This is a genomic window from Zunongwangia sp. HGR-M22 (assembly GCF_027594425.1).
Lineage (GTDB): Bacteria > Bacteroidota > Bacteroidia > Flavobacteriales > Flavobacteriaceae > Zunongwangia.
The window spans coordinates 1,937,110-1,961,574 of the sequence record NZ_CP115159.1 but is presented as its reverse complement, the minus strand read 5'-3'; the positions used below and the strand labels follow the sequence as shown (position 1 = coordinate 1,961,574).

Here is a 24,465-nt window from a genome sequence, read left to right as displayed (position 1 = left end):
CAATTTAATTATTTCTAACAATTTACATTAATAGTCTATAGCGTCATAGATTACTTCCTGTATTTTGGTTCTAATATTTTCGCGAATCAGTTTTCTATTGGTCGAATCTGGATATACACGATTAGATAAAAATATATAAACAATCTCTTCTTCTGGATCTGCCCAAGCGAGTGTTCCTGTAAATCCGCTGTGTCCAAAACTACTGTGCGAAACACACGAACAAACCGGGCCTGCACCACTAATCTGTGGTTTGTCGAAACCAACACCACGCCTTACATTTCTATTACAATAATAGCAGGTATTAAACTTTTCTATAGTTTTAGATTTTAGGTAGGTTTGATCACCATAGCTACCACCTTGCAGGTAGGTCTGCATTATTTTGGCAACGTCATTGGCATTACTAAATAAACCGGCATGACCGCCAATACCTCCTTGCATGGCTGCGCCCTGATCATGAACATAACCATGTACTAACTGCCCTCTCCATAATTTATCATTTTCGGTTGGTACAATTTCATCTAATGGGAATCTTGTTATCGGTAGATAACCTGTATAGTTAGCTCCCAGAGTTTTGTAAAATTTATTTTGGGTAAGACTATTTAAGTTAGAACCGTAGTATCCCTCAAGATAATATTTTAGAATATAAAATGGTAAATCGCTGTACTTATATTCTTTTTTACGATTAAGTCCACTCTTTGCTATAATATCTATAATAGTATCCTGCATATCTTTCCTAATATACATATCATTAGCAACTTGGGTATTGAAGCGCTCGTCTGGCGATTTGTGATAGTATAATGTAGATGGATGTTTGGTAACTGCATCTATAGTGGGAACATAAAAAGGAATCCATGCTTTAAGTTTTGCATAATGCATCAACATATCCTGCAACCTTATAAACTCTTTATTAGTTCCCTTAAACACCGGCATTATTTCGCCCAATTTGGTATCAAAACTAATTATTCCCTCTTCTACCTGTTTCATCACCAAAGGCAAAGTAGATAGAATTTTGGTTAAAGATGCTAAATCGTATACTGAAGTATCTGTTACAGGATTTATATGCTCGTAGGTATGAAATCCAAAATTCTTACTATAGATTACTTTTCCCTTTCTTGCCACTAAAACCTGCGCTCCAGGCGTCATTTTCTGGGCAATAGAGTAATTTACAATCGAATCTATTTTCTTCAATTTAAAGCTATTCATCCCCACACTTTCTGGAGAACCATACGTAAGCCTATTTATAGATTTAGTATCATATCCTGTACCTTCCGGAAATTCAATACCAATACTAACGGGTAATTTTCCCTTGGCTTCGGTTGCACCAAAAATAACCTGTGCTGCTTTTTGCTGTGCAATTTCACTATTTTGGTATGCTTCTAATATACTCTGAATATTTGTGGTGCTTCTTATGTCTAATAATGAATAAGGACTTGCAAATACCGTTAAGAGCGTTTGATGCGCTCTGGCAATTTCGTGCAACCAAATTAATTCTTGGTTACTAAAGCTATACGATTTCCAAGGGTTATCATTGCTTTTATGAAAACCTATAATTACATAATTGTAATCTTTTAATTTATCTAGAAGCTGTGGTAATTTTTCTGCGGAAACTTGATCAACTCTCGCATATTTCTTCAATTGCTGAAGAAATGCAGTACCGTCATCATCGCCTAATCCTACATAAGCGATCTTTTGTTCATCTAAGTTTTTGATAGGCACCATACCTTTGTTATTACGAATCAAAGTCATGGCATTTTCCATCAATTTCTCATAAAGAACCTTATCCATAACACCATTCAGTTCTTCATAAAGAAAAGTTTCTTCTACGGGCTCATAATTATTAAGTCCTGTCTTATATTTTGCTTTAAGAATCTTTTTTACGGAATACGCTAACCTCTCTTCAGTTATCAAACCTGAATAATAGGCAGCTTTCAGTTTTTCTATAGATTTTGGAACATCTTCAGAAATTAATAAAATATCATTCCCTGCTCTAAAAGCGGCTAGATCTATCTCTCCTGGTTCGTCGTAATTGGAAGCCCCACGCATATTTAAAGCGTCGGTAAAAATTAAACCTTTAAATTGTAAATTTTCACGTAGAATTCCAGTAACAACCTTTTTAGATAAAGATGTTGATCTTCCTTCTTGAGTTCCTAAAGCGGGAACATCTAGATGCGCCACCATCACACTACTTAAGCTATCCTTTATTAAGCTACGATATGGGTAAAGCTCAACGCCTTCAATTCGCTCTTTTGGAAAATTGATCGATGGTAAGGTTTTATGAGAATCCTGATCGGTATCCCCGTGTCCCGGAAAATGTTTAGCGCTAGATAATATTCCTTCTTTATGCATTCCGTGCATAAAAGCTAAGGCCTTTTGGGTAACATTAAATTTATTCTCGCCAAACGAACGATTACCAATAATTGGATTTTGCGGATTTGTATTGATATCTACAACAGGTGCAAAATTTATATGAATACCAAGTCGTTTTGTATGTCTTGAGATTGCAGCACCAGCCTCTTCGATCAATTTATTATCCTGAATAGCTCCTAAAGTCATATTCCAAGGCAGGGCAAACGTAGAGTCTAAGCGCATGGCCAGTCCCCATTCTGCATCCATACCAACTAGAAGCGGAGTTTTGCTGAGTTCCTGAAACTCGTTCGTTAATTTAGCTTCTCTTACCGGTCCTCCTTTAGAAAAAATAACTCCTCCTATCTCATAATCTGAAATAAGTGATCGTACTTTATCAAAATCTCTTTGAGATCCGCTCGAAAAAATATCGACCATAAAAAGCTGCCCAAGTTTTTGCTCCAGGGAATAATTAGAATAAATACTATCTACCCATTTGTTTTGTGCCAAACTATCATTGGCAACCAAAGGATCGGGGCTGCTTATCTGCTGAGCATTTAAAACAGGAGATAAAAAAAAGAACGATAGAAGCAGTACGGTTAGTTTAGCTTTTATCCTCATTAATTCATAAATCTCTTGTGCCAACTTTCAGATGCTGGGACTTCCCAATCTGAAAGATATTCAGCTTTGTTATTTACCAGATTATTGAAGACGATTGTTTTAGGAGAAACCGATTTATTTTTGGCTAATTTCCTAAAATCTGCTAGGGGTTTATAAGCCACAAATTCTCCCTGCTTAAAGGATACATTCATCTTATCCAATAAATCGACATTATATTCTTTTTCAAGGCTTTGTATAAATTGAACTGAAGCATCAATTGAACATCCTGAAGCTGCGTTGATTTCTTGATCTAGACCAATGGTTATAAATCTTTTATATTTAATATCATACCCAGCTTTTAAGCTAGAACCATGTACTGTCCACTGGGTTAAAAATTGATCTAGTTTTTGCTTAATTTCAGATAATTCTTCTTCAGTAAAAGATCGGTTAGATTGATAGATCCATACTCGTGAACTATCTGGCAAGGATTCAAAAGGTACTAACATATTGTGGTGGTAATTTTATCGATTTCAAACTTAATAATTAAATATATAGTCGCAAAAAAGCTGCCATATTTCAAATTAATTAAGCTTTATTGAAGGAATTTTATAAGAATTTGATTTTAAAGATCTTTGGCGTTAGCGATCATCTCTGCAACATCCATAACATCGATATTTTCTTCCTGATTTTTGCTTTTTACGCCATCAGTCATCATCGTATTACAAAAAGGACAGCCAGCAGCGATTACCTCGGGTTTAGTTTCCATCGCCTGCTCGGTTCTGGCGACATTCACGTCTTTGTTACCAGGTTCTGGTTCTTTAAACATTTGCGCACCTCCTGCCCCACAACAAAGTCCGTTGCTTTTGCATTTGCGCATTTCGATAAGTTCTACTTCTAACTTTTTTAAAAGATCTCTTGGTGCTTCGTATTCACCATTTGCCCTGCCTAAATAACAAGGATCATGGAAAGTTATTCGCTTTCCTTTAAATTTTCCTCCTTCAACTTTTAAACGACCTTCAGTAAGTAAAGATTTTAAAAATTGTGTATGGTGCATTACCTCGTAAGTTCCGCCTAAAGAAGGATATTCATTTTTAATTGTATTGAAACAATGAGGGCAGGCTGTAACTACTTTTTCGATCTCATAGCCATTCAAGGTTTCGATATTCATCGCAGCTTGCATTTGGAATAAAAATTCGTTTCCTGCGCGTTTTGCAGGATCACCGGTACAACTTTCTTCGGTACCTAATACTGCAAAGTCTACTCCAGCTTCATTTAAAAGTTTAACGAAAGCTTTTGTGATTTTCTTGGCACGATCATCAAAACTTCCTGCACAACCTACCCAAAATAAAACTTCTGGCTTTTTTTTACCTTCCGCCATATATTCTGCCATGGTTGGTACTTTTATCGCTTCTGCCATATTCCTGCTATTCTATATGTTCAATTAATTTTCTTCAGCCCACTTAAGTCGATCCATTTGGTTATACGGCCATGGAGCTCCGTTGTTTTCTATATTTGTTAGAGAAACTGATAGTTCGTTGGGAGCAGCACTTTGTTCCATCACCAAGTATCTGCGCATATCTAAAATTATAGACAAAGGATCGATCCCAACCGGGCACGCCTCTACACAAGCATTACAAGTGGTGCAAGCCCATAATTCTTCTCTCAAAATATAATCATCTAGCAATTGCTTGCCGTCATCTTCAAATTTTCCATTTTTATTAATATTTTCTCCTACTTCTTCTAAACGATCCCGAGTATCCATCATAATCTTCCGAGGAGATAATTTTTTACCAGTTTGATTGGCAGGACATTCCGCAGTACATCGACCACATTCCGTACAGGTGTAAGAATTTAATAGTTGTACCTGATTGAGATCCATAACATCTGATGCGCCAAACTTCTCGGGTTCCCCTTCGTCTTCTGCGGGTGCGGCAAAAGGATCGGCATTAGGATCCATCATAAGCGCTACTTCTTTTTTAACCGCTTCTAGATTGTTCATTTCTCCTTTAGGATTCAATTTGGAAAAATAAACATTTGGAAAGGCTAAAAGAATATGAAGGTGTTTAGAATAATATAGGTAATTTAGAAAAAATAATATTCCTAAGATATGAAGCCACCATGCTGCTCTTTCAATAATTATTAAAGTGGCATTTGAAAGTCCTTCAAAAAGAGGAGCTATAAATTGACTAATAGGAAATCCACCAATTATACCTCCTGCATGAGCATAATGAGCAGCTCCATTTAATTGAAGTTGATAATCTGCAGCGTTCATTATTAGAAAAAGCGTCATCAACACCATTTCAAAATAAAGAATATAATTAGCATCGTTTTTAGGCCATCCTTTTAATTCTCGACTTAGAAATCTATAAATATTTAATACATTTCTTCTAATCCAGAAAATAATTACTCCTAATAATACTAAGAGTGCTAAAACTTCAAAGATTCCAATTAAAACGTTATAGAATCCTCCCAGAAAAGAAAGGATACGATGGGTACCAAAAATACCATCGATGATAATTTCTAAAACTTCAATATTAATGATTATAAAACCTAAATAAACAATAATATGAAGCGCTCCTGAAATTGGCTTTTTTACCATCTTGGATTGTCCAAAAGCTATCCTTAGTGTTTTAGACCATCTCTCTGAAGGATTATCTGTACGATCGATTTCGTTCCCAAGCTTAATATTTCTTAGCATCCTTCTAATATTTCTAACAAAAAATGAAATACCAGCTACTAATGCTATTAGAAATAGTATTTGAGAAACAATTTGCATATCTATTTTATTTTAAAGAATCCTTAGGTTCGTCATAAGGACCAGGATTTTTACCGAAAACAGAGAAATGAACGTATCGTTTAGGATTTAATTTAATATCCTGAAGGAGTTCTTCCAACTGTTTGGTAGCACGATCAAGGTTATTATAAACTTTATCGTCATTTAGTAACTTTCCTGCGGTGCCCTGCCCATCATTAAGATTATCGGCTATATTTCTAAAATCTGCTACTACGGTTTCCAAATCATCTGTAATCTGACCTAGATTAATAGCTTTTAAAGAATCTGATACTGTTTTAAAGTTACCAGACATTTTATTCAGATTATCGAAAGTTTTATTCAGATTTTCAGCATTACCCTGCACAATTCCTTCTAAAGAACCACTGGTATTCTTCAAAGATCGCATCGTTGCATTTAAATTTTTGAATGTATTATTGATATTATTGGTAGTGCTATCATTTAATAGATCATTTATAGAGGTAAGCAATGAATCTGCACTTACAACTGTTCTCTCTAGTTTTTGCTGAAGTGGGGTAAGGCGCTCATTAACCAATTCCATTATTCCTTCTTCAACATTACTATCTAAAGTATCTCCAGTTTGAGCCATTTCACCTTTTTCGTATTCTGGCACGATAGCTAATGATTTTCCTCCAATAATGCCACCTCCGTATACCTTAGCGGTACTATTTTTAGAAAAAGTAAAATCTTTCTCTACTGTGAAAGTAACTACAAGTTGACCTACTTCATTAAAGAAATCAATATCTGTAACCTGTCCTACTTTTAGACCATTAATGGTTACTGCAGATGAAGGTGACAATCCTTCAACATCATCATAAATTGCGTAAAATGTACGACTGGAATCTAATAAGTTCTTACCCTTTAGAAAACTGTACCCAAAAATAAGAAGTACAATTGCAACGATAGCAAGAATAGCGGTTTTAACCTCTTTAGAATATTTCAAAAGCTAGTTTTTTAGTATGCAAACAAATTTAGGCATAAATATAGAAAAGTATCTTAATTGACATTAGTTTTTAACGCGTCATTAACTGTAATCTTTTCTCCATTTTTAAAGGCTACAATATAACTATTTGGATAGCCCTTGTTTATCGCATTTTGATGGATTTTTTGTATATCAAGGTAGCTAGAGGTTTCACCCAGATAATATTTGTACAATTTTCCTTCTTTTTTTCTAAAGACATTCTCGATACCTTTAAAATTATAAGACTTGGTTTCTAGTTTCGAAGATCCAGCCGCGAGTTGAACACTAAAAATGATTCCTTCATAATAGTCTGCAGGTTTGCCGTCTATACTAACCCCAGATTCAGATTGTGGTACAGCTTTTGGAATTTGCGCAATACTTTCTAAAGATGACATATTAATTTGCGCACCATAGTTTAAAATACCTTCTACAATAGCTTCAGACATTTTATTTTGACCGGGCGTACTGTTTAAGAATGCTCCTTCACTATCATTAGTAAGAAAACCTACTTCTACCAAAACACTAGGCATATAGGTTTGGTGCAATACAATTAAAGCTCCCTCTTTAACTCCCCGGTTTTTACGCTTTAGATCGTATGTGAATTTTTTCTGAATTAAATCGGCCAACAATATACTTTGATTCAGATATTCTTCCTGCATCAATGTCATACCTATAAATGACTCTGGAGAATTAGGATCAAAACCATTATAAGTTACTTTATAATCTTCCTCCATATAGATTACCGAGTTTTCTCGCTTAGCAACTTCAAAATTAGTTTTATTCCTATTTAATCCCAATACGAAAGTCTCTGTTCCTGAAGCCTGAGAATTATGAGAATTACAGTGTACAGAAACAAAAAGATCTGCTTCGGCATCGTTAGCAATTTGTCCTCTTTCCATTAAAGGAATAAACACATCGGTAGTACGGGTATAAACTACTTTTATTCCTTTTTTTTCCAGCTCCTTACCCACTTTTAAAACAATACTTAGGGCGATGTCTTTTTCTTTATAGCCATTTCCCATGTTCCCTGGGTCCTTACCGCCATGACCGGCATCTAAAACTACTACAAAGGGATCTGTAGGCATAGGTTTTTCTGCAGCTAAACATAACTGTCCTGAAACTAAAATAAAAGCTAATACTAAAAGTTGAAGTATATTCGTTCTCATAAATAAGCAACGCTAATTCTTGGGTGAATATTTTAATTACTATTTTCGCGTGATCACAAAAGTTAGCTAAAAAAATATATGTAATTTTGGAAACTCAAAAAGTAAGCCATTCTTTACAAAAATAGTACTTAAAGCATTGCAAACAAATATACCCAATATACTTTTTTGCTGTATTTTCCTATTGTTCTCTAGTGCGCTTTTACAGGCTCAGGAAATTGAACAAAATCAAAGTATTAGGATAGAAGCTGAGAAAGATTCTCTTGTTATGGTAAGTACCTTACCTTTAGCACAAATGATTAAATCTCAGGATAGCATTCTTGGTCTTTTTCAAACAGACACACTTAAGCGAGCGCAAAAAAATCGGATGATTACCGATGTTGTAGATTACAAAGCAACCGATTATATGAGGCTAAGTAATCGTGAAAAGAAGATGTATCTCTACAACGAAGCCCAGGTTGTTTACCAGGATATGACCATAGACGCCGGTTATATTATTATAGACAACGAAAAAAACGAAGTCTATGCTTACGGTATTACAGACTCTACAGGTGCCTATACACAAACACCTGTTTTTCAGCAGGGGGCTAAAACAGTAGAACCCGACTCCATTCGGTTTAATTTTGATACAGAACGAGCTTTAGTTTATAACTCAAGAACACAGGAAGCTTCTTTTAACGTAAAAGGACAAGTGACTAAAAGAGAGAATGATTCTGTATACTTTATGAAGAACGTTCGTTTCACTACTTCAGAAAACGTAGACGATCCAGAATATTATTTTTATGCCAGAAAGATAAAGTTTGTCCCAGACAGGAAAATTGTTTCTGGTTTTGTAAATATGTATATCGCAGACATCCCTACACCTTTAGGATTACCTTTTGGTTATTTCCCACTTACTGAAGAACGGACTTCAGGATTTATAATTCCGTCTTTTGGTGATAGCCAGCAAGGTTATTTTCTACAAAATGGAGGATATTATTTTGCACTAAGCGATTATGCCGATCTTTTGGCTGTTGGAGATTATTATACCAACGGAAGTTATGCGCTGAGACTTGAATCTAGCTATACGAAAAGATATAAATTTAGAGGGAATTTTAGTTTTAGATACGAACGGCAATACAATAGTGAGAGAGGTTTTCCTGATTTTTCGGAAAGTTCGGTTTATAACATCCGGTGGTCCCATAGTCAAGATGCAAAGGCGAGTCCTTCCTCCAGATTTTCTGCTTCCGTCAATTTAGGCAGTAGTAATTACTATCAGCAATCTGTAAACCAGAGTAACACCGCTAATTTCTTAAATAATACACTTAGTTCTTCTGTCTCTTATAGTAAAACTTTTGAAGGAAATCCCGGTGTTAATTTCAGTTTAACAGCAACCCATAGTCAAAATACCAATACGGGAGAAATTAATATGACGTTGCCTACACTGCAGGCCAGTGTAGATCGTATATATCCTTTTGCGCCTAAAGGCGGATCTAAAAAAGGGATCATTCAGAATATAAATTTGCAATATAATTTAAGAGCTGAAAACCGGTTTAATACCACCGATTCTTTATTCTTTCAGCCAGAAATGTTTGAAGATGCCGTTTTGGGTGCACAGCATAGTATCCCTCTAGCTACAAATTTTAAGATTCTTAAGTATTTTAGTGTGAGTGCAAGTACCAATTTTGAAGAAAACTGGGTATTTAAAACTTACGAGCGTTCTTATGACGAAACTACCAATAGTGAGGTTATCGATACTATTAATGGATTTGATTCTTATCGTACCTATAACTTTAACGCCAGTTTAGGTACTACGCTTTATGGACGTAAAGATTTTAGTAAAGACAGTAAAATACAAGCTATAAGACATGTTATTAGACCATCTATTAGCTACGGAATTAACCCTGCTTTCGATCAATATTATGATACCTACGAGCGCGAACCTCTAACGGGTAGCGGCAGAGATGGATTAACAGATCTTGTAGAATATTCCAGATTTACAGGAACACTTTATGGAGCGCCTAACCGAAACTATTCAATTTCTATTGGATTGAGCGTTAGTAACACGTTAGAAGCGAAAGTAAGAGATAAAGACAGTACAGCTACCGAGCCCAAAAAGATTAAATTATTAAACAATTTTAGCTTTAGTACTTCTTATAATTTAGCTGCGGAAGAATTAAAGTTGGCACCAATTTCAGTACGAGGAGGAATTCCTGTTATTCAAAATAAATTAGATATCAACTTTACTGGTAATTTAGATCCGTATGCTCTTAATAACAATAACCAACGTATCGACAAGCTAAATATCGCCAATGGCGGAAGTTTATTTAGATTAACAAATGCTAATGTTAGTTTTGGATATTCGTTTTCAAGCAAAGATTTTTCAGATAAGGATAACGAAAATGAAGATGAAATTGATAACGAATCCTATAGAAATGGTGGTCGTAAAGATGATCTCTTCGGAAAAAATACCGATTTAGACGGCAATCTCTATGAAGATGAAGATCCTTTTGAAGGCGATGAAGAAGAGGAGAAAAATAAAGAATGGTACCGCTATAAAATTCCATGGGATATACGATTATCATATACGATGACATATAGTAACCAAAGAAGACAAAATGAAATTTCTTCACATTCCATTATGTTTTCTGGTGATGTTGAATTATCACCTAAGTGGGCCGTAGGAGCATCTTCTGGATTTGATATTAGAGAAGGAGGGTTTACATACACGCAATTACGATTCCAAAGAGATTTAGAAAGTTGGAGAATGAGTTTTAGTTGGGTGCCATTTAGCGCAAGAAGATCATGGAATTTCTTTATTGGTATAAAATCATCGGTATTAAGTGATATTAAATACGACAAGCGTAGACAGCCAACAAGAACTATCGGAAGAAACTAAAACTTATAACCAATAAATAAAGATTATGAAAAAACAAATAATAAAAACTGAAAAAGCCCCTGCTCCTATTGGTCCTTACAATCAGGCTGTAAAAACCGGAAATATGATTTTTATTTCAGGACAAATAGCAATTAATCCGGTAACCGGAAATTTGGAAACTGGAGATTTAGAATCGGAAACTAAAATGGTTATGGATAACCTAAAAGCGATTTTAACTGAAGCTGGATGCACATTCGAAAATGTGATTAAAACCTCTATTTTTATAAGTGATATGAATAACTTCAGTAAAATTAATGAAATTTATGCAACTTATTTTGAAGCTGAAACTGCTCCTGCAAGAGAAACTGTAGAAGTTGCCAATTTACCGAAGTTTGTAAATGTAGAAATAAGCGCTATTGCGGTAATAGAATAAAATGAAGTATTAAAAACCTCGAATATAGATTCGAGGTTTTTTGATATTTTTAATTTTGAAGTATGCTTTCGATATTCTCTAATTCTGCTGAAGAAAATTCAAGATTGTCTAAAGCTGAAATATTATCCTCCAGCTGCTTTATCTTGCTCACTCCTACTAAAACTGAACTTACACGCTCATCTTTAAGCAACCAGGCAACAGCCATTTGCGCCAGACTTTGATTTCTCTCTTTTGCTATTTCATTTAATTGTTGCACTTTATTTACAAGTTCAGGAGTAATTCGATCTTTTTGCAAATAGGTTCCTTCCTTATCTGCGCGAGAGCCTTTAGGTATGCCATTTAAATACTTATCTGTTAAAATTCCCTGCTGAAGCGGAGAAAATACAATACTACCAAGTCCAGCATTTTCTAGAGTATCCAACAGCTTATCTTCTTCAACCCAACGATCTATCATGTTGTATCTTGGTTGATGTATTAAAAATGGAGTTCCTAGTTCTTTTAAGATCTTAGCAGCTTTGGCAGTTCTATCAGCGGGATAATTAGATACGCCTACATACAACGCTTTACCACTTCTTACAATTTGATCTAAAGCTCCCATAGTTTCCTCTAAAGGTGTGTCTGGGTCTGGTCTGTGATGATAAAAAATGTCTACATAATCTAATCCCATCCTTTGCAGTGATTGATCCAAGCTTGCTATTAAATATTTTCTTGAACCAAAATTCCCATAGGGTCCTGGCCACATATCATAACCTGCTTTAGAAGATATAATCAATTCGTCCCGATAGGGTTTAAAATCTTCAGCAAAAATTTTTCCGAAGTTTTTTTCTGCGCTACCGTACGGCGGTCCGTAATTGTTAGCCAAGTCAAAATGAGTAATACCATTGTCAAAAGCTGTCCTTAAAATAGCTCTAGCACTATCCAAATCGTCAATATCCCCAAAGTTGTGCCATAATCCTAGCGAAATCATCGGCAATTTAATGCCACTTTTACCACAGCGGCGATATTTCATTTTAATGTACCTATCTTCCTTAGGCTGATATTTATTCATTTTCAACTTATTTATTATCAAGGCTACAAGCTAGGAAAACAATGCAAATAACCCCTTAATTTGGCAAAAAAATACTTGTATAAAATTGACCATTGTGGACTTTCAAATTAAAAAAATCTTTAATAAGATGTTTAATTTATGTAAATACTATTTATTTGTAAAAAATTTTAAAGATGAAATTGAAAAGCTTTAATCTAAAGCTATATTTTCAGAGCTTACTTTTAGTAATAACAACTTCAGTAGTGTCTCAGGAAGGAACTCCTGAATTTAATTCTACTTTCAATAATCCAGATGAATCGACCTGGGAAACCCTAAAAAGTGATGCTGAACTTATGTTTGGCGGATTAAAATACACGTATTCTAGACCTTTCCAATGGCAAAATGATGATATCGGTCTTTTTTTGGGAACGGCTATAGGAACCGCAGGACTGAATCTTATGGATGAAGAAGCTCATCAATTTTTTAGAGATCAAGAAGAAGATGTTCCGGGCGTTATCAAAGAATTTGGATGGTATTTTGGAAGTCCGCAGAACAACTATGGAGTTACCGGATTAATCTATTTTACTGGATTATTCACTAAAAGTCCTAAAATTAGAAGAACGGGAATTTTAATGATTTCAGCAGCAAGTAGTGCAGGACTTATACAAACTATTTCTAAGAATATTGCGGGAAGAGCCCGTCCCGGCGATGGTAGAGATCGATTATCTTTTAAACCATTTTCTAAAGAGGGTACTTACCATTCCTTTCCTTCAGGACATACCATATTATCATTTACGACATTTTACGCTTTAAGCAAGCAATTTGAAAGTCCCTGGGTTAAAGGAGGTTTATACTTAGCAGGAATGGTTTCACCAGTATCCAGACTCTGGCAAGGAGCTCACTGGCTTACCGATGTGGCTTTAAGTATGGCTTTGACTATCGCCGTAGTAGATTCGGTAGATAAATATCTTGATCAGCAAACATTAATGAAAAATAATCCTGAATTAAGAAAAGAGACCAAAGTGAGTTGGCATTTAACCATGGGCGCTGGTACGATAGGTGTTGTAGGAAAATTCTAGTGGTTCTAATTTAGAATAAAAATTAATGAAAAAACAATCTATAGCCATAGATATGGATGGTGTGATGGTAGATGTGGAAACGCATTTTATAACCTGGTATAATAAGGAATATAATGAAAATTTATCTCGCGAAGATATAAGAGGTAAATCTGAATCTAAAGCTTTTCCTGTAAAGGGCATTATAAAAAAGTACGCAAATTCATCACATTTCTTCGAAACTGCTCCAGTTATGGATGGAGCTATACATGCAGTACAAAAACTACAAGAAAACTACGAAATTTATGTGGTCTCAGCCGCTATGGAATTCCCAATTAGTTTTACTGAAAAAAGAAACTGGCTACAAAATCATTTTCCTTTTATAAGCTGGAAGAATATTATTTTCTGCGGAAATAAAAGTATTATCAATACAGATTTTATGATTGATGATCACCCAAAAAATCTTGATCCTTTTAAGGGAGAAACATTACTTTTTGAGGCTTTCCACAACCTAAAAGTTAAGAACCACTCCAGAGCAAAAAACTGGAAAGAAGTTTTAGATTTTTTTGAGATTTAAAGCAAATAGTATTCTTATAATAAATAAAATCCTATACCAATATCTATTACTAAAGAATCATATCCATCATTCACCTGATTGATGTTAGCATTAGAAACATGGCGATAACCTATCCGTGAATCCAAAAAAAATCGGTTGATATCGTAACTAAAACCTATTGCCAAATTATCAGAAAAACCAATTCCTTTTTCCATACGTTCACTGGTCTTCTCAAAATAACCTGGACCAATACTAGCAAGAAAATAAAGACTACTTGAATGGCCGATTTTCTTTCTAGCAATCATCCCAAAATTCATTATATATTCATGAAATTTTTTAAGTGTTTTCATTTCCTCCACTCTATCAATTAAGGGATGATTAACACCCACAATATACCTATCACTAGTGAGTTGATGTTTAACGGTATTATATTCTGGCTGAAAAATAAATTCTAAATCATAAAAAATTCCTTCTTTAATTTTATAGTAGATCTCAATTTTTCTAAGCTGAAAATCATATAAATAATCATCATCTGTAAAGACCGGATTATCTACACTTCCAAACCCATAGTTAAAACCGAATTTATAAAATTCACCTTGATAATTAGATTTATTTTCCTGCCCAAAAGAATTGTAAAATGAAAAAAGTATCGCAATAAATAATAGAGGTTTAGTATTCTTCAAGACATAAATTTATTTAAATACCTTCCACTAAAAGTTTTGCCGTTGCCGGATTTGTAGCTAAAGGAATATTATGAACGTCGCAAAGTCTCATTAGCATAAAAATATCGGGTTCATGAGGATGTTTATCCATAGGATCTCTAAAAAAAACCACCATATCGACCTTTCCTTCTACTAGTCTACTCGCGATTTGTGCATCGCCACCAAGCGGACCAGATAATAATTTATGTACATTAAATCCGGCAACTTCGGCTTTGCTACCGGTCGTACCGGTAGAAATTAATTGCACTTCTTTTGATTCTAAAACCGATCGATATTCGTTTAGAAACTGAACCATTTCAGCTTTTTTCCCATTATGAGCAATAATCGCAATTGTTTTCATTAAGTCGAAAGTATTTCAGAAATTCTAAGCAAATCTTTATTTATAGATGGTTTCTCATGAATCACATCATCTAAAGGACAGGAAATTATATCATCATCTTTAAGACCCACCATCAGATTTTTTTGATCGTCTAACAATAATTCCACAGCTTTTACAGACAGTCTACTTGCTAATACACGATCAAAACATGTAGGAACTCCTCCTCGTTGAATATGTCCTAAAACTGTAACTTTGGCATCATAATAAGGCAGATTTTCCTTAACATAATCGGCAAGCTGAAACACATTTTTACCTATTTTATCCCCTTCAGAAACTATAACAATACTCGAAGACTTCCCCGATCGCCTACTCTTTTCTAGAGAATCTAGTAATCGATCTAAGCCTAAATTTTCTTCTGGAATTAAAATTTCTTCGGCTCCTGCACCAATTCCTGTGTTTAGCGCTATAAAACCAGCATCTCTTCCCATCACTTCTATAAAAAATAAGCGATCATGAGAACTTGCTGTATCTCTAATTTTATCTATAGCCGTAACTACTGTATTTAAAGCAGTATCATAGCCTATAGTGTGTGAAGTTCCAAAGATGTCATTATCAATAGTTCCCGGTACACCAATAACAGGAATATCATATTCTTTACTAAAGATTTGTCCCCCAGCAAAAGTTCCGTCACCACCAATCAAAACCAATCCATCAACTTTTTCTTTTTTGAGAACTTGATAAGCTTTAGCTCTTCCTTCTTTTGTTCTAAATTCTTTAGAACGAGCACTCTTTAAGAAAGTACCTCCCAAATTTATAATATTACGTACACTACGAGCATCAAGCTCTTCAAACTCTCCGTTTATTAACCCGTTATATCCATTAAAAAAACCTACACAGCTAACATGATAATAAGAGCATGCTCTAACCACAGCGCGAATTGCAGCATTCATTCCAGGTGCATCACCTCCAGAAGTTATTACTCCGATTCGTTTAATTCTTTTACTCATAAAATAATTATAATTTGGATTGTAAAATTACAAAGTAAACACGAAAATAGTAAGCGAACTGGGATTTAATTGACTTCAAATTATCAATTATTTTTAGTGTTTATAAATCTGTATCTTCAGATGGAAAGTTGATATAGTCTGGAGCTAATGAGTTTTTAGCTTCAATTTTCTCATTTACATTTTCCTGAGGAGTATTGGAGCTTTCCAATTCTTTATTTGCTATTTTTCTAATCAATTCTTTGAAAGTGTCGAAATCTACAGAATATGACAATCCAACACCTTGGGTAAATCCAATTTGCTCACCTATAAATTGAATATTATTTTCTCTATTAAAAACCGTAGCTCTTAAAGAACCATCTTCATTTAACAAAAAGTCGATTTCCAAATCTCCAACAATAACCGATTCGGTAGTACCACCAATAGGAACTCCCACTGCTCCATTAATAAGTACTCTTTCACTAATTTGGGTACTCAATGTAAGTCCAAATCGATCGACTGTTTGTTGGTTTGGGGTACGATCTCCCTGAACGTAGTTAACACCTACCTGAAATTTACCATCATCATCGGCAAAAATATCGTTTACAATACTCGAAGCTCTTTCAGCTAACGTACCGGTAATCGCAGTTTGATTTAATCCAAATTCGCTGTAAAACGCATTTTGTGTTACTAGAAATAATGCCTGTAGCTCTCTGCTTGCCCTATCGTCCATACGATATTCTAATTCTGAACGCACTACAGAACTTGCCGTTGGAAACTGAATATCGAAATTAATATCTGGTTGAATTACCTGTCCTTGTAGATTGATCACAACGTCTACAGGGATTTTTCGATTCACTGAAGGGTTTTCTAATAAGACTGCAGGATTGGCATTTAGCGAATAAATAGCGCTAACATTTAATTCTGCCTGCAATGGATTACCGTCCCAATTAATACTTCCGCCAGATTTTACATTAAATACTTTTTGTACTAAACCAGCATACTTAAAATTATAAACACCTTCATACACGATAAAATCGCCCCACATGTTAAATTTACCATTAGTATTAATTTCTAGAAGTAAATTTCCTGCGCCTCGACCACGTAATGTACTACCACTTGTTTGGTCGATTACTACTTCTACTTCAGCATCCCGGGTAACATCAAGATCAAACAAAAGCTCTATTCCTTTTACTTCAGGTATTTCAATCTCTTTACCTGCTGCACGTGCGGCCTTTTCTTCCGGAGTTAAAAAGTGGATATAAGAATTATCTCCTACAGATTCTTGATCACTTAGCGGAATTTTAAAAATTGTTCCTTCCTCTGTAGCCGCGTTTACGTCTATCACTAATTGATCTGTTGGCCCCTTAATGCCTGCATCTCCACTAATAAATGCAGTACCGTAATACAGAGCATCTTCGTCGGCTTCTGTATCCAGCACCAATAATCTATCGGTGGTTATCCCCAGATCCAAAAACCATTTTGTAAAATTCTCGTGTGCAATATTTCCCTTCAAAATACCACGCGTTTTATATTTGGTATCCCGAATATCAATATCATTAAAAATAAATTGCTGCTGATCGAGAATGACTTCGGCTTGATTTAGAAAATCAATATCAACATTCAAATAAGGTATTTTTAATCCTGCTTTATTTAAGAAAAGGCTTCCTCCAAAATCTGGATTTTTATAATTACCTGTTACTGTAGCCGTACCTGATGCTAAACCACGAATATCGCTTAATACATCGCCTCCTAACGGACTAAATGCCGCCATATTTAATTTCTGAAGGGCTAATTCTAAATCAATCGTGGGCTGTGTGCCTTCAACATTTATTGCTCCGTTAGCTGAAAGTGATTCTATGCCTTCCTTTTGAAGCTTTGCATTAATCTCGTATTTGGTAAGATCTTCGTTACCCGAGACGTCTAAATTCATATTCCCAAGCAATATTTCATTAATTTCCAACGAATCTATTAGCATAGAAGTATTGGGGTAATAAGCACCTTTTTCCTGAAGTATATCTAACTTACCATTTAAAATCCCACCTATATCCAAACTATCAATTTCTGGTGTGATTTTATGAAGATCAACATTATTAAAATTTAGCTGTAAATCTTTGTAAGTTGAATCGCTAACAACACCACTTAATCGAATTTCTTCGTTTTCATGATTCATCACTAAAGAATCTATGATGATATCTTTAAAGCTGTTTTCAAAAACAATTCTGTTTTTCTTATTTCGGTTTTGGTTAATATACCAGGTGTTTTTCTTAAAAGTAAGATCACTACGCTGAATTCCTACCACAGATTGATTTTCTTTATTGATCGTATGGTATAAGTTAATATTGAAAACATCTTCATCGGTTTTTCCACCTTTAAATTCAGAACGTACAAATAAGGTGTCGCGCTGTGTTACATTAATAAAGCTGAATTCTGAAAAATTATAGTTCGCAGTAGAAACACTATCGGCTTCAAAATAAGTATTATAGATAGGGTTAGTGTTATCTACCTGAAGGTTTACTCCCTGAAAAATATTATCAAAAAGATCGATTTCTGGAGACCTGAAATTAAGTGTGAATTCAGATTCATCAGACTCTACTCTACCACGCAAAAAAGTATTGGGAGATAAGGTTAAATCTGGATAAAAAACTTCGACAATTTTATTGTAGACATCAAAATCAAACTCCATAAACTGATTATTGGTAATCACATTCGGCTCATAATTGGTATAAATTGAACCTATAGAATTCTGAAATAAAGCTTCTAATTCAGATAACCTGAAGCGACCTTTCATTTCTCCGCTAAGCACATCTGGACTATTAATGGCGATTGTCCTAATGTCACCTTCAAAGCTGGATTTGATGCTAAAATCATCAAATCTGTACATATCCATCTGATTTTCGTAAGAAGTATTCAGCAATAAAATTTGACCAACAGCATCGTCAATATTTGTGCCCGCCATATTCATAATAATATCTCCTTTAAAAATAGAAATCGTATCACGAGCAATAACATTCATTTTAAAAAGATCGGCATAGGCTACAGAAGCTTCAAAATCGTAATTATTAACATCTGAAGATAAATCTGCGAGACCATTAAACTCCATTCTTAAATTAGGATCGTTAATTGCCAGATTTCCGTTAAATACCGGTGCACGCATGTTCCCAATCACACGGATATTGGCATAATTATATCCTTTAAAACCTAATTTTGAAATTTGGCCTTTAAGTTTTGTATTTAAATTATCTGCGGTAAATCCAGTTCCGTCAATATCTAAATTAAAAGAAGTTTTTCCTACTTCTTTGTTTTCGATTAACCTTCCTAAATTAAAATCTTTTACTTTTAAATTTCCAGCATAACCCGCATTAGCACTATTCAGATTATTGAAATAAACTTTTGCGGTAGCCGATCCCAATTGAGAAGTTAGATTGATATTTAAATCCACAGAAGAACTGGTGATTTTTGTATTCCCATCCACTCTTACATTCCCAAAAGCACTAAGTTCTTGCGGAAGTGTTCCACTTAAAACTCCTGGTAAAAAGTTAACTAAATCATAGTAATTCGAAGAAAAATTTCTTAGATCACCACTTAGTTCAAAATCTTCCGCTTCACCTGTAAAAGCACCTTTCATATGAAGATCTCCGTAGATAGCACTGCGATCCAAACCAAAAAGCTGCACATCGTTCATCTGGAGATCATTTAAATTACCACTTAAATTAGCGCTTAAATTTAAAGATTCATCATCTCCAAAAGCGTCATAAAAAACCTGAAGATCATTAGAAGAAATTTCAGATTCGTGAAAATCTGCCTTTATTTTTACTTTATTGAAAAAATCTCCAAAATCGCCTTCCTGATAGTTAAAATCTAAATTGGCATAAATTTCTGAATGAGTTGTAATAATCTCCAACTCACTTAGCTTCATATTGGTAGGATTATAGAGAAAATTTGTACTTAAGCGTTTAATTTGCATTCCACGGCTGTCATGCGCTCTAATTAATTTGATATCTGCCGTAATTTCAGCTCCATCAACTCCAAAATTATCAGCATTAATGCTCAATTCATCAAATTTGATAATTTCAGGATACTTATTATTTTCATCAATAAAACTATATCGACTATCCAGTACCTGAAGATTCGAAACACTTAATTTAAAAGGTTTATTGTTGGATGAGGATTCAGAACTTAATTTACTTATAAAAACACCCATATTATCCAGATCTTCACCTTCGTATCTACGCATACGCATCGTAAAATCCTGTACGGCGGTCTTTCCAAGTTTTGGAGAACCATTCAATAAATTCCCTAAGCCAACTATTGAAGTTCTTACTTCTTTAGCAAATATTAATGTGTCTTGGTGGTGATCTTCAATATAAATGTCATTAACCTGAACGTCGCCAAAATAACTTAGCGACACACGGCCAATATCTATATTCACATTATTGTTTTCTTTTAAAGATTTGGTAAGTTTATCGGCCAAAGAAGTTTGAACCGACGGTATTGAAAAAACTATAAGCAGTAGTATAAACAGCAAAAGCAATCCAACCAATGTTCTAGTTAATATTTTCCAGAATTTTTTGATATGCTTTTATGTTTTAACTTTGCGTTCTAATTATCAATATTTATGCCCAACAACCCAAATATGGCCCAAGATATCTATATTTTAGGAATAGAATCCTCTTGTGACGATACTGCTGCTTCTATACTTTGCAACGGCAAGATACGTAGTAATATTGTCGCTACTCAAGAAGTTCATCAACAATATGGTGGTGTTGTTCCAGAACTTGCCTCTAGGGCGCACCAACAAAACATTGTTCCTGTGATTCATCAAGCCATTGCCAAGGCAAATATCGGTAAAAAAGATATATCTGCAATTGCTTTTACAAGAGGTCCGGGACTTATGGGATCTCTACTAGTTGGAACTTCTTTTGCAAAAAGTTTATCTATGGGATTAGGTATCCCATTAATAGAAGTTAATCATATGCAAGCGCATATATTAGCACATTTTATTGAAGAAGATGGATTCGCAAAACCAGAATTTCCTTTTTTAGCCATGACGATTAGTGGTGGGCATACTCAAATTGTAAAAGTCAGCGATTACTTTTCTATGGAAGTTATTGGCGAAACCATTGATGATGCCGTTGGAGAAGCTTTTGATAAAAGTGCAAAAATTTTAGGTCTGCCTTATCCGGGAGGACCTCTAATCGATAAATACGCGAGAGAAGGAAATCCTAAAGCTTTTAAGTTTCCTAAACCGAAAGTAAGTGGATTAAATTTTAGTTTTAGCGGCTTTAAAACTGCGGTGCTTTATTTTGTTGAAAAGCATGTGAAAGAAGACCCAGAATTTATTGAAAAGAACCTGAAAGATATCTGTGCATCAATTCAATATACTATCGTAGAGATTTTAATGGATAAACTAAAAAAAGCGGTAAAGACAACAGGGATTAACCAGGTTGCTATTGGTGGCGGGGTTTCCGCTAACAGTGGTATAAGAAACGCATTGAAAGATGCCGAAAAAAGATATAAATGGAAGTGTTTTATACCCAAATTTGAATATACTACAGATAATGCTGCCATGATTGCCATTGCAGGACACTATAAATTTCTGAAAAAAGAATTTTCAGATTATTCGACAACCGCACAGGCGCGATATAAAATATAAGTATGCAATTATTTTTTCAGCCAGATATCGACGAATCTGCTCAACAAATAGTTTTTAGCAGAGAAGAAAGCAAACATATAATTAAAGTATTGCGCAGAACAGAGGGTGCTTTACTTAAAGTGACAAACGGCAAAGGCTTGCTATTTACAGCGCAGATTATTAATGCAGATATTAAACAATGCGTTGCTAAAATTATCGATACCGAAAAAGAACCTCGGCCCAAATACTGGCTGCACTTGGCGGTTGCACCTACCAAAATGAACGATCGATACGAATGGTTTTTAGAAAAAGCTACTGAGATTGGGGTAGATGAAATAACACCGGTTTTCTGCGATCATTCAGAGCGTAAAGTTGTAAAACTAGATCGCTATGAGCGTGTTTTAAAAAGTGCGATGAAGCAATCACTACATTTTAGAATGCCCAAATTAAACGAACCTGTGGTTTTTTCAGAATTTATAAAACAATCTTTTAAAGCTGAAAAATTTATTGCGCATTGCGAAGAAAACAAACCCAGGATTTTATTGCAAAATGCAGCTGCTGCCCAAACCGATACGTTAATATTAATTGGTCCTGAAGGTGATTTTTCTACAGAAGAGATTGATGCGGCATTAGAAAATGAGTTTTCTCCAGTAAGTCTAGGCACAAGCCGATTACGTACAGAAACTGCAGGGATTGTAGCCTGCCATACCATTAACCTAATTAATGAAACTGAATAATGATTAAAAAGTGCTTTTTGGTCTTACTTTTTATAGGCGGACTTCAATTTATACAAGCTCAAAAAATTGCACTTTTAAAATATAATGGTGGTGGCGATTGGTATGCAAATCCTACCGGTCTGCCAAATCTTATTGCATTTTGCAATCAAAATATCGCGACCCAATTAGATCCAAAACCAGTTACTGTAAATCCGGCAGGGCCAGAAATCTTTATGTATCCTTTTGTGCATATGACAGGGCATGGGAATGTCATCTTTTCTGAAAGTGAAGCCGAAAACTTAAGAAACTATCTTTTAGGTGGTGGATTTTTACATATCGATGACAATTACGGCATGCGCGAATACTTAATTTCAGCACTTAAAGAGGTTTTTCCTGATAAGGAACTAAAAGAATTACCAGCCTCGCATCCTATTTTTCATTCAGAATATAAATTCCCAAATGGCTTACCAAAAATCCATGAGCATGATGGTAAACGTCCACAAGCATTAGGCATTTTTGATAATAATAGATTAGTGTTACTATTTACTTTTGAAAGTGATTTAGGTGACGGATGGGAGAATGAAGAAGTACATCACGATCCCAAAGAAGTTCGCTTGAAAGCGCTAAAAATGGGCGCCAATATCATCAAATATGCATTTGAAAATTAATAAGAATGGACACGCAGCTTAGTCACTCCCAAAATAAATTCAGTTCTAAGAAATTTCCTGTTACGCTTATTTTAGACCATATTTCAGGAGAAGCGAATATTGGAAGCATTTTTAGATTGAGCGATGCTTTTCATGTTGAAAAGATTATTTTCTGCGGATTAGAACCTAATTTAAACAGCAACCGATTAAAGAAAACTTCAAGAAGTACGCACGAATATGTAGATTTTCAGTTCCTGAAAGATTCGGTAAGCCTTATTCAGCAGAAAAAGGACGAAGGTTACAAAATAATTGCTCTCGAAATTACTGAAAATAGCATCCCTCTTCAACGATTAAAGATAGAAACTTCAGCAAAAATAGTTCTTATTGCCGGCCATGAAAATTTTGGAGTTTCTGAAAATCTCCTCGGGCTTTGTGATGAAGTTGTACATATCGACATGTTTGGGAATAATACTAGTATGAATGTGGCACAGTCTATAGGAATTTCTCTTTATGAAATCACAAAAAGCTTGACCGCTTAAATTAGAAAATCCTATATTTAGCCTGTGAATGCTAAAGAATTTTCGTACGGAATATTAAGAGCCGTTGGTATCGCTCTAGGAATCATGATTTTATTGTTTTTCCTTTACGAAATCCAGTCGGTTATCGTTTATATAGTTGTTGCTGCTATCATCTCTTTGATTGGGCGGCCAGTGGTTATTTTTCTTAGACAACGTCTAAAAATCCCCAACCAAATTTCGGTAATTATCGTTTTACTTTTGGTTTTAGCGATTTTTGTAGGGATTATTTTAGTTTTTGTCCCAATTGTAATCGAGCAAAGTCAGTATCTAGGTCGTATTGATATCGAGGCTTTTAAAAGCGACTTAAACGATCTAAACGCGCAGATAAATGCCTATCTAGGTATTGAAGAGATTAACCTAATAGAAAGTTTAAAAGAAAGTCAGTTTGTTAGGAGTCTAGATGTAAGTTTAATTCCTAAATTTTTAAATAATGTTTTCGGCATATTAGGAGCAACTATCGTAGCGCTTTTCTCAGTAATATTTATTTCCTTTTTCCTTTTAAAGGATAGCAAGTTAATGCTAAATAGTATACTTGTTTTTGCTGATCGTGGGAAAGAGCAAAAATTTGTACGTGTTTTTAATAAAATTAAAATACTGCTTTCCAGATATTTTGTGGGGTTAACGCTTCAAATTACAGTTTTGTTTATCCTTTACATGATTTTGCTTACACTGTTTGAAATTAATAATCCTGTAGCCATCGCATTTATATGTGCTTTCTTAAATTTGGTTCCTTATTTAGGCCCTGTGTTTGCCGGCATACTTATGGCACTTTTTGTAATTTCAAGTAATTTGGGAGCAGATTTTCAAGAAATTATTTTACCCAAATTAATCTATGTTATGCTAGGCTATGCGATTTGCCAGGTAATTGATAATCTGATATCACAGCCAATGATTTTTGGTGCCAGTGTAAAATCACATCCATTAGAAATATTTTTGATTATTCTTATTGCAGGTTTGGTTTTTGGTATCGTAGGTATGGTGGTTGCCGTTCCCGTTTATACCGCTATAAAAGTGATTGCAAAAGAATCATTAAGTGATTACAAGATTGTAAAAAGACTCACCCGCGATTTATAATTTCG

At 34.7% G+C, this 24,465-nt stretch carries 20 protein-coding genes; 9 read left to right on the top strand and 11 right to left on the bottom strand.

Translation table 11 applies throughout. The annotated features are described in order from the left end of the window. Nucleotides 1–27: 27 nt before the first annotated feature. From PBT91_RS08505 to PBT91_RS08480, 6 genes are all read right to left on the bottom strand, one after another. On the bottom strand, nt 28–2,964 hold the full coding sequence (locus tag PBT91_RS08505; protein WP_270061443.1) for a glycoside hydrolase family 3 N-terminal domain-containing protein: 2,937 nt from the start codon (nt 2,962–2,964) through the stop codon (nt 28–30). Further along, on the bottom strand, nt 2,964–3,449 hold the full coding sequence (locus PBT91_RS08500) for an ABC transporter ATPase (protein ID WP_270061353.1): 486 nt from the start codon (nt 3,447–3,449) through the stop codon (nt 2,964–2,966). Before PBT91_RS08500 ends, PBT91_RS08505 begins: the two co-directional genes overlap by 1 nt. 116 nt (nt 3,450–3,565) lie before the next feature. Beyond that, entirely contained in the window at nt 3,566–4,360 is a 795-nt protein-coding gene (locus PBT91_RS08495) for a (Fe-S)-binding protein (protein WP_270061352.1), read from the bottom strand. A 24-nt stretch (nt 4,361–4,384) separates the two neighbouring features. Continuing rightward, on the bottom strand, nt 4,385–5,719 hold the full coding sequence (locus PBT91_RS08490; protein ID WP_270061351.1) for a (Fe-S)-binding protein: 1,335 nt from the start codon (nt 5,717–5,719) through the stop codon (nt 4,385–4,387). A 7-nt stretch (nt 5,720–5,726) separates the two neighbouring features. Then, nucleotides 5,727–6,677 carry an MlaD family protein gene (locus PBT91_RS08485; protein WP_270061350.1) on the bottom strand — a complete coding sequence of 317 codons (951 nt, stop codon included), beginning with the start codon at nt 6,675–6,677 and terminating at the stop codon, nt 5,727–5,729. Nucleotides 6,678–6,730: 53 nt separating this feature from the next. Continuing rightward, nucleotides 6,731–7,861: an N-acetylmuramoyl-L-alanine amidase family protein gene (locus tag PBT91_RS08480; RefSeq protein WP_270061349.1), complete on the bottom strand. Its 1,131-nt coding sequence runs from the start codon at nt 7,859–7,861 to the stop codon at nt 6,731–6,733. A 136-nt stretch (nt 7,862–7,997) separates the two neighbouring features. On the opposite strand from PBT91_RS08480, the gene PBT91_RS08475 reads away from it, so the two are divergent. Together PBT91_RS08475 and PBT91_RS08470 are read left to right on the top strand one after the other, a co-directional pair. Further along, nucleotides 7,998–10,736: a putative LPS assembly protein LptD gene (locus PBT91_RS08475; protein WP_270061348.1), complete on the top strand. Its 2,739-nt coding sequence runs from the start codon at nt 7,998–8,000 to the stop codon at nt 10,734–10,736. 25 nt (nt 10,737–10,761) lie between these two features. Then, complete coding sequence (locus PBT91_RS08470) at nt 10,762–11,148, top strand: RidA family protein (RefSeq protein WP_270061347.1); 387 nt, start codon at nt 10,762–10,764, stop codon at nt 11,146–11,148. Between the two features lie 49 nt (nt 11,149–11,197). On the opposite strand, the gene mgrA is transcribed toward PBT91_RS08470, so the two are convergent. Continuing rightward, nucleotides 11,198–12,196, bottom strand: a complete 999-nt coding sequence (gene mgrA, locus PBT91_RS08465) for an L-glyceraldehyde 3-phosphate reductase (RefSeq protein ID WP_270061346.1) — start codon at nt 12,194–12,196, stop codon at nt 11,198–11,200. A gap of 173 nt (nt 12,197–12,369) precedes the next feature. On the opposite strand from mgrA, the gene PBT91_RS08460 reads away from it, so the two are divergent. Together PBT91_RS08460 and PBT91_RS08455 are read left to right on the top strand one after the other, a co-directional pair. Continuing rightward, a complete protein-coding gene (locus PBT91_RS08460; RefSeq protein ID WP_270061345.1) occupies nt 12,370–13,254 on the top strand; it encodes a phosphatase PAP2 family protein in 885 nt (294 codons plus the stop codon). 25 nt (nt 13,255–13,279) lie between these two features. Next, nucleotides 13,280–13,807, top strand: a complete 528-nt coding sequence (locus PBT91_RS08455) for a 5' nucleotidase, NT5C type (RefSeq protein ID WP_270061344.1) — start codon at nt 13,280–13,282, stop codon at nt 13,805–13,807. A 14-nt stretch (nt 13,808–13,821) separates the two neighbouring features. Here PBT91_RS08455 and PBT91_RS08450 read toward each other — a convergent pair whose 3' ends face one another. The 4 genes from PBT91_RS08450 to PBT91_RS08435 all read right to left on the bottom strand — a co-directional run bounded on the left by PBT91_RS08450 (nt 13,822) and on the right by PBT91_RS08435 (nt 20,284). Beyond that, entirely contained in the window at nt 13,822–14,469 is a 648-nt protein-coding gene (locus PBT91_RS08450) for an acyloxyacyl hydrolase (RefSeq protein WP_270061343.1), read from the bottom strand. Between the two features lie 13 nt (nt 14,470–14,482). Further along, nucleotides 14,483–14,848, bottom strand: a complete 366-nt coding sequence (locus tag PBT91_RS08445) for a methylglyoxal synthase (RefSeq protein WP_270061342.1) — start codon at nt 14,846–14,848, stop codon at nt 14,483–14,485. After that, nucleotides 14,848–15,834, bottom strand: coding sequence for a 6-phosphofructokinase (gene pfkA, locus PBT91_RS08440; protein WP_270061341.1), 987 nt, complete (start codon nt 15,832–15,834; stop codon nt 14,848–14,850). The genes PBT91_RS08445 and pfkA overlap by 1 nt, the downstream gene beginning before the upstream one ends. A 100-nt stretch (nt 15,835–15,934) precedes the next feature. Next, entirely contained in the window at nt 15,935–20,284 is a 4,350-nt protein-coding gene (locus PBT91_RS08435) for a translocation/assembly module TamB domain-containing protein (protein ID WP_270061340.1), read from the bottom strand. Between the two features lie 162 nt (nt 20,285–20,446). Between PBT91_RS08435 and tsaD the strand changes: the two genes are divergently transcribed. Genes tsaD through PBT91_RS08410 form a run of 5 tightly spaced genes read left to right on the top strand, consistent with a single transcriptional unit; the run spans nt 20,447 to nt 24,460 of the window. Further along, nucleotides 20,447–21,466 carry a tRNA (adenosine(37)-N6)-threonylcarbamoyltransferase complex transferase subunit TsaD gene (gene tsaD, locus PBT91_RS08430; protein WP_270061339.1) on the top strand — a complete coding sequence of 340 codons (1,020 nt, stop codon included), beginning with the start codon at nt 20,447–20,449 and terminating at the stop codon, nt 21,464–21,466. Between the two features lie 2 nt (nt 21,467–21,468). Next, the gene (locus tag PBT91_RS08425; RefSeq protein ID WP_270061338.1) at nt 21,469–22,182 is read left to right on the top strand and encodes a 16S rRNA (uracil(1498)-N(3))-methyltransferase; all 714 of its coding nucleotides are present in this window, start codon (nt 21,469–21,471) and stop codon (nt 22,180–22,182) included. After that, on the top strand, nt 22,182–22,829 hold the full coding sequence (locus PBT91_RS08420) for a DUF4159 domain-containing protein (protein ID WP_270061337.1): 648 nt from the start codon (nt 22,182–22,184) through the stop codon (nt 22,827–22,829). Before PBT91_RS08425 ends, PBT91_RS08420 begins: the two co-directional genes overlap by 1 nt. A 5-nt stretch (nt 22,830–22,834) precedes the next feature. Then, the gene (locus tag PBT91_RS08415; protein WP_270061336.1) at nt 22,835–23,347 is read left to right on the top strand and encodes a TrmH family RNA methyltransferase; all 513 of its coding nucleotides are present in this window, start codon (nt 22,835–22,837) and stop codon (nt 23,345–23,347) included. Between the two features lie 24 nt (nt 23,348–23,371). Continuing rightward, nucleotides 23,372–24,460, top strand: a complete 1,089-nt coding sequence (locus tag PBT91_RS08410) for an AI-2E family transporter (RefSeq protein ID WP_270061335.1) — start codon at nt 23,372–23,374, stop codon at nt 24,458–24,460. Nucleotides 24,461–24,465: the final 5 nt, after the last annotated feature.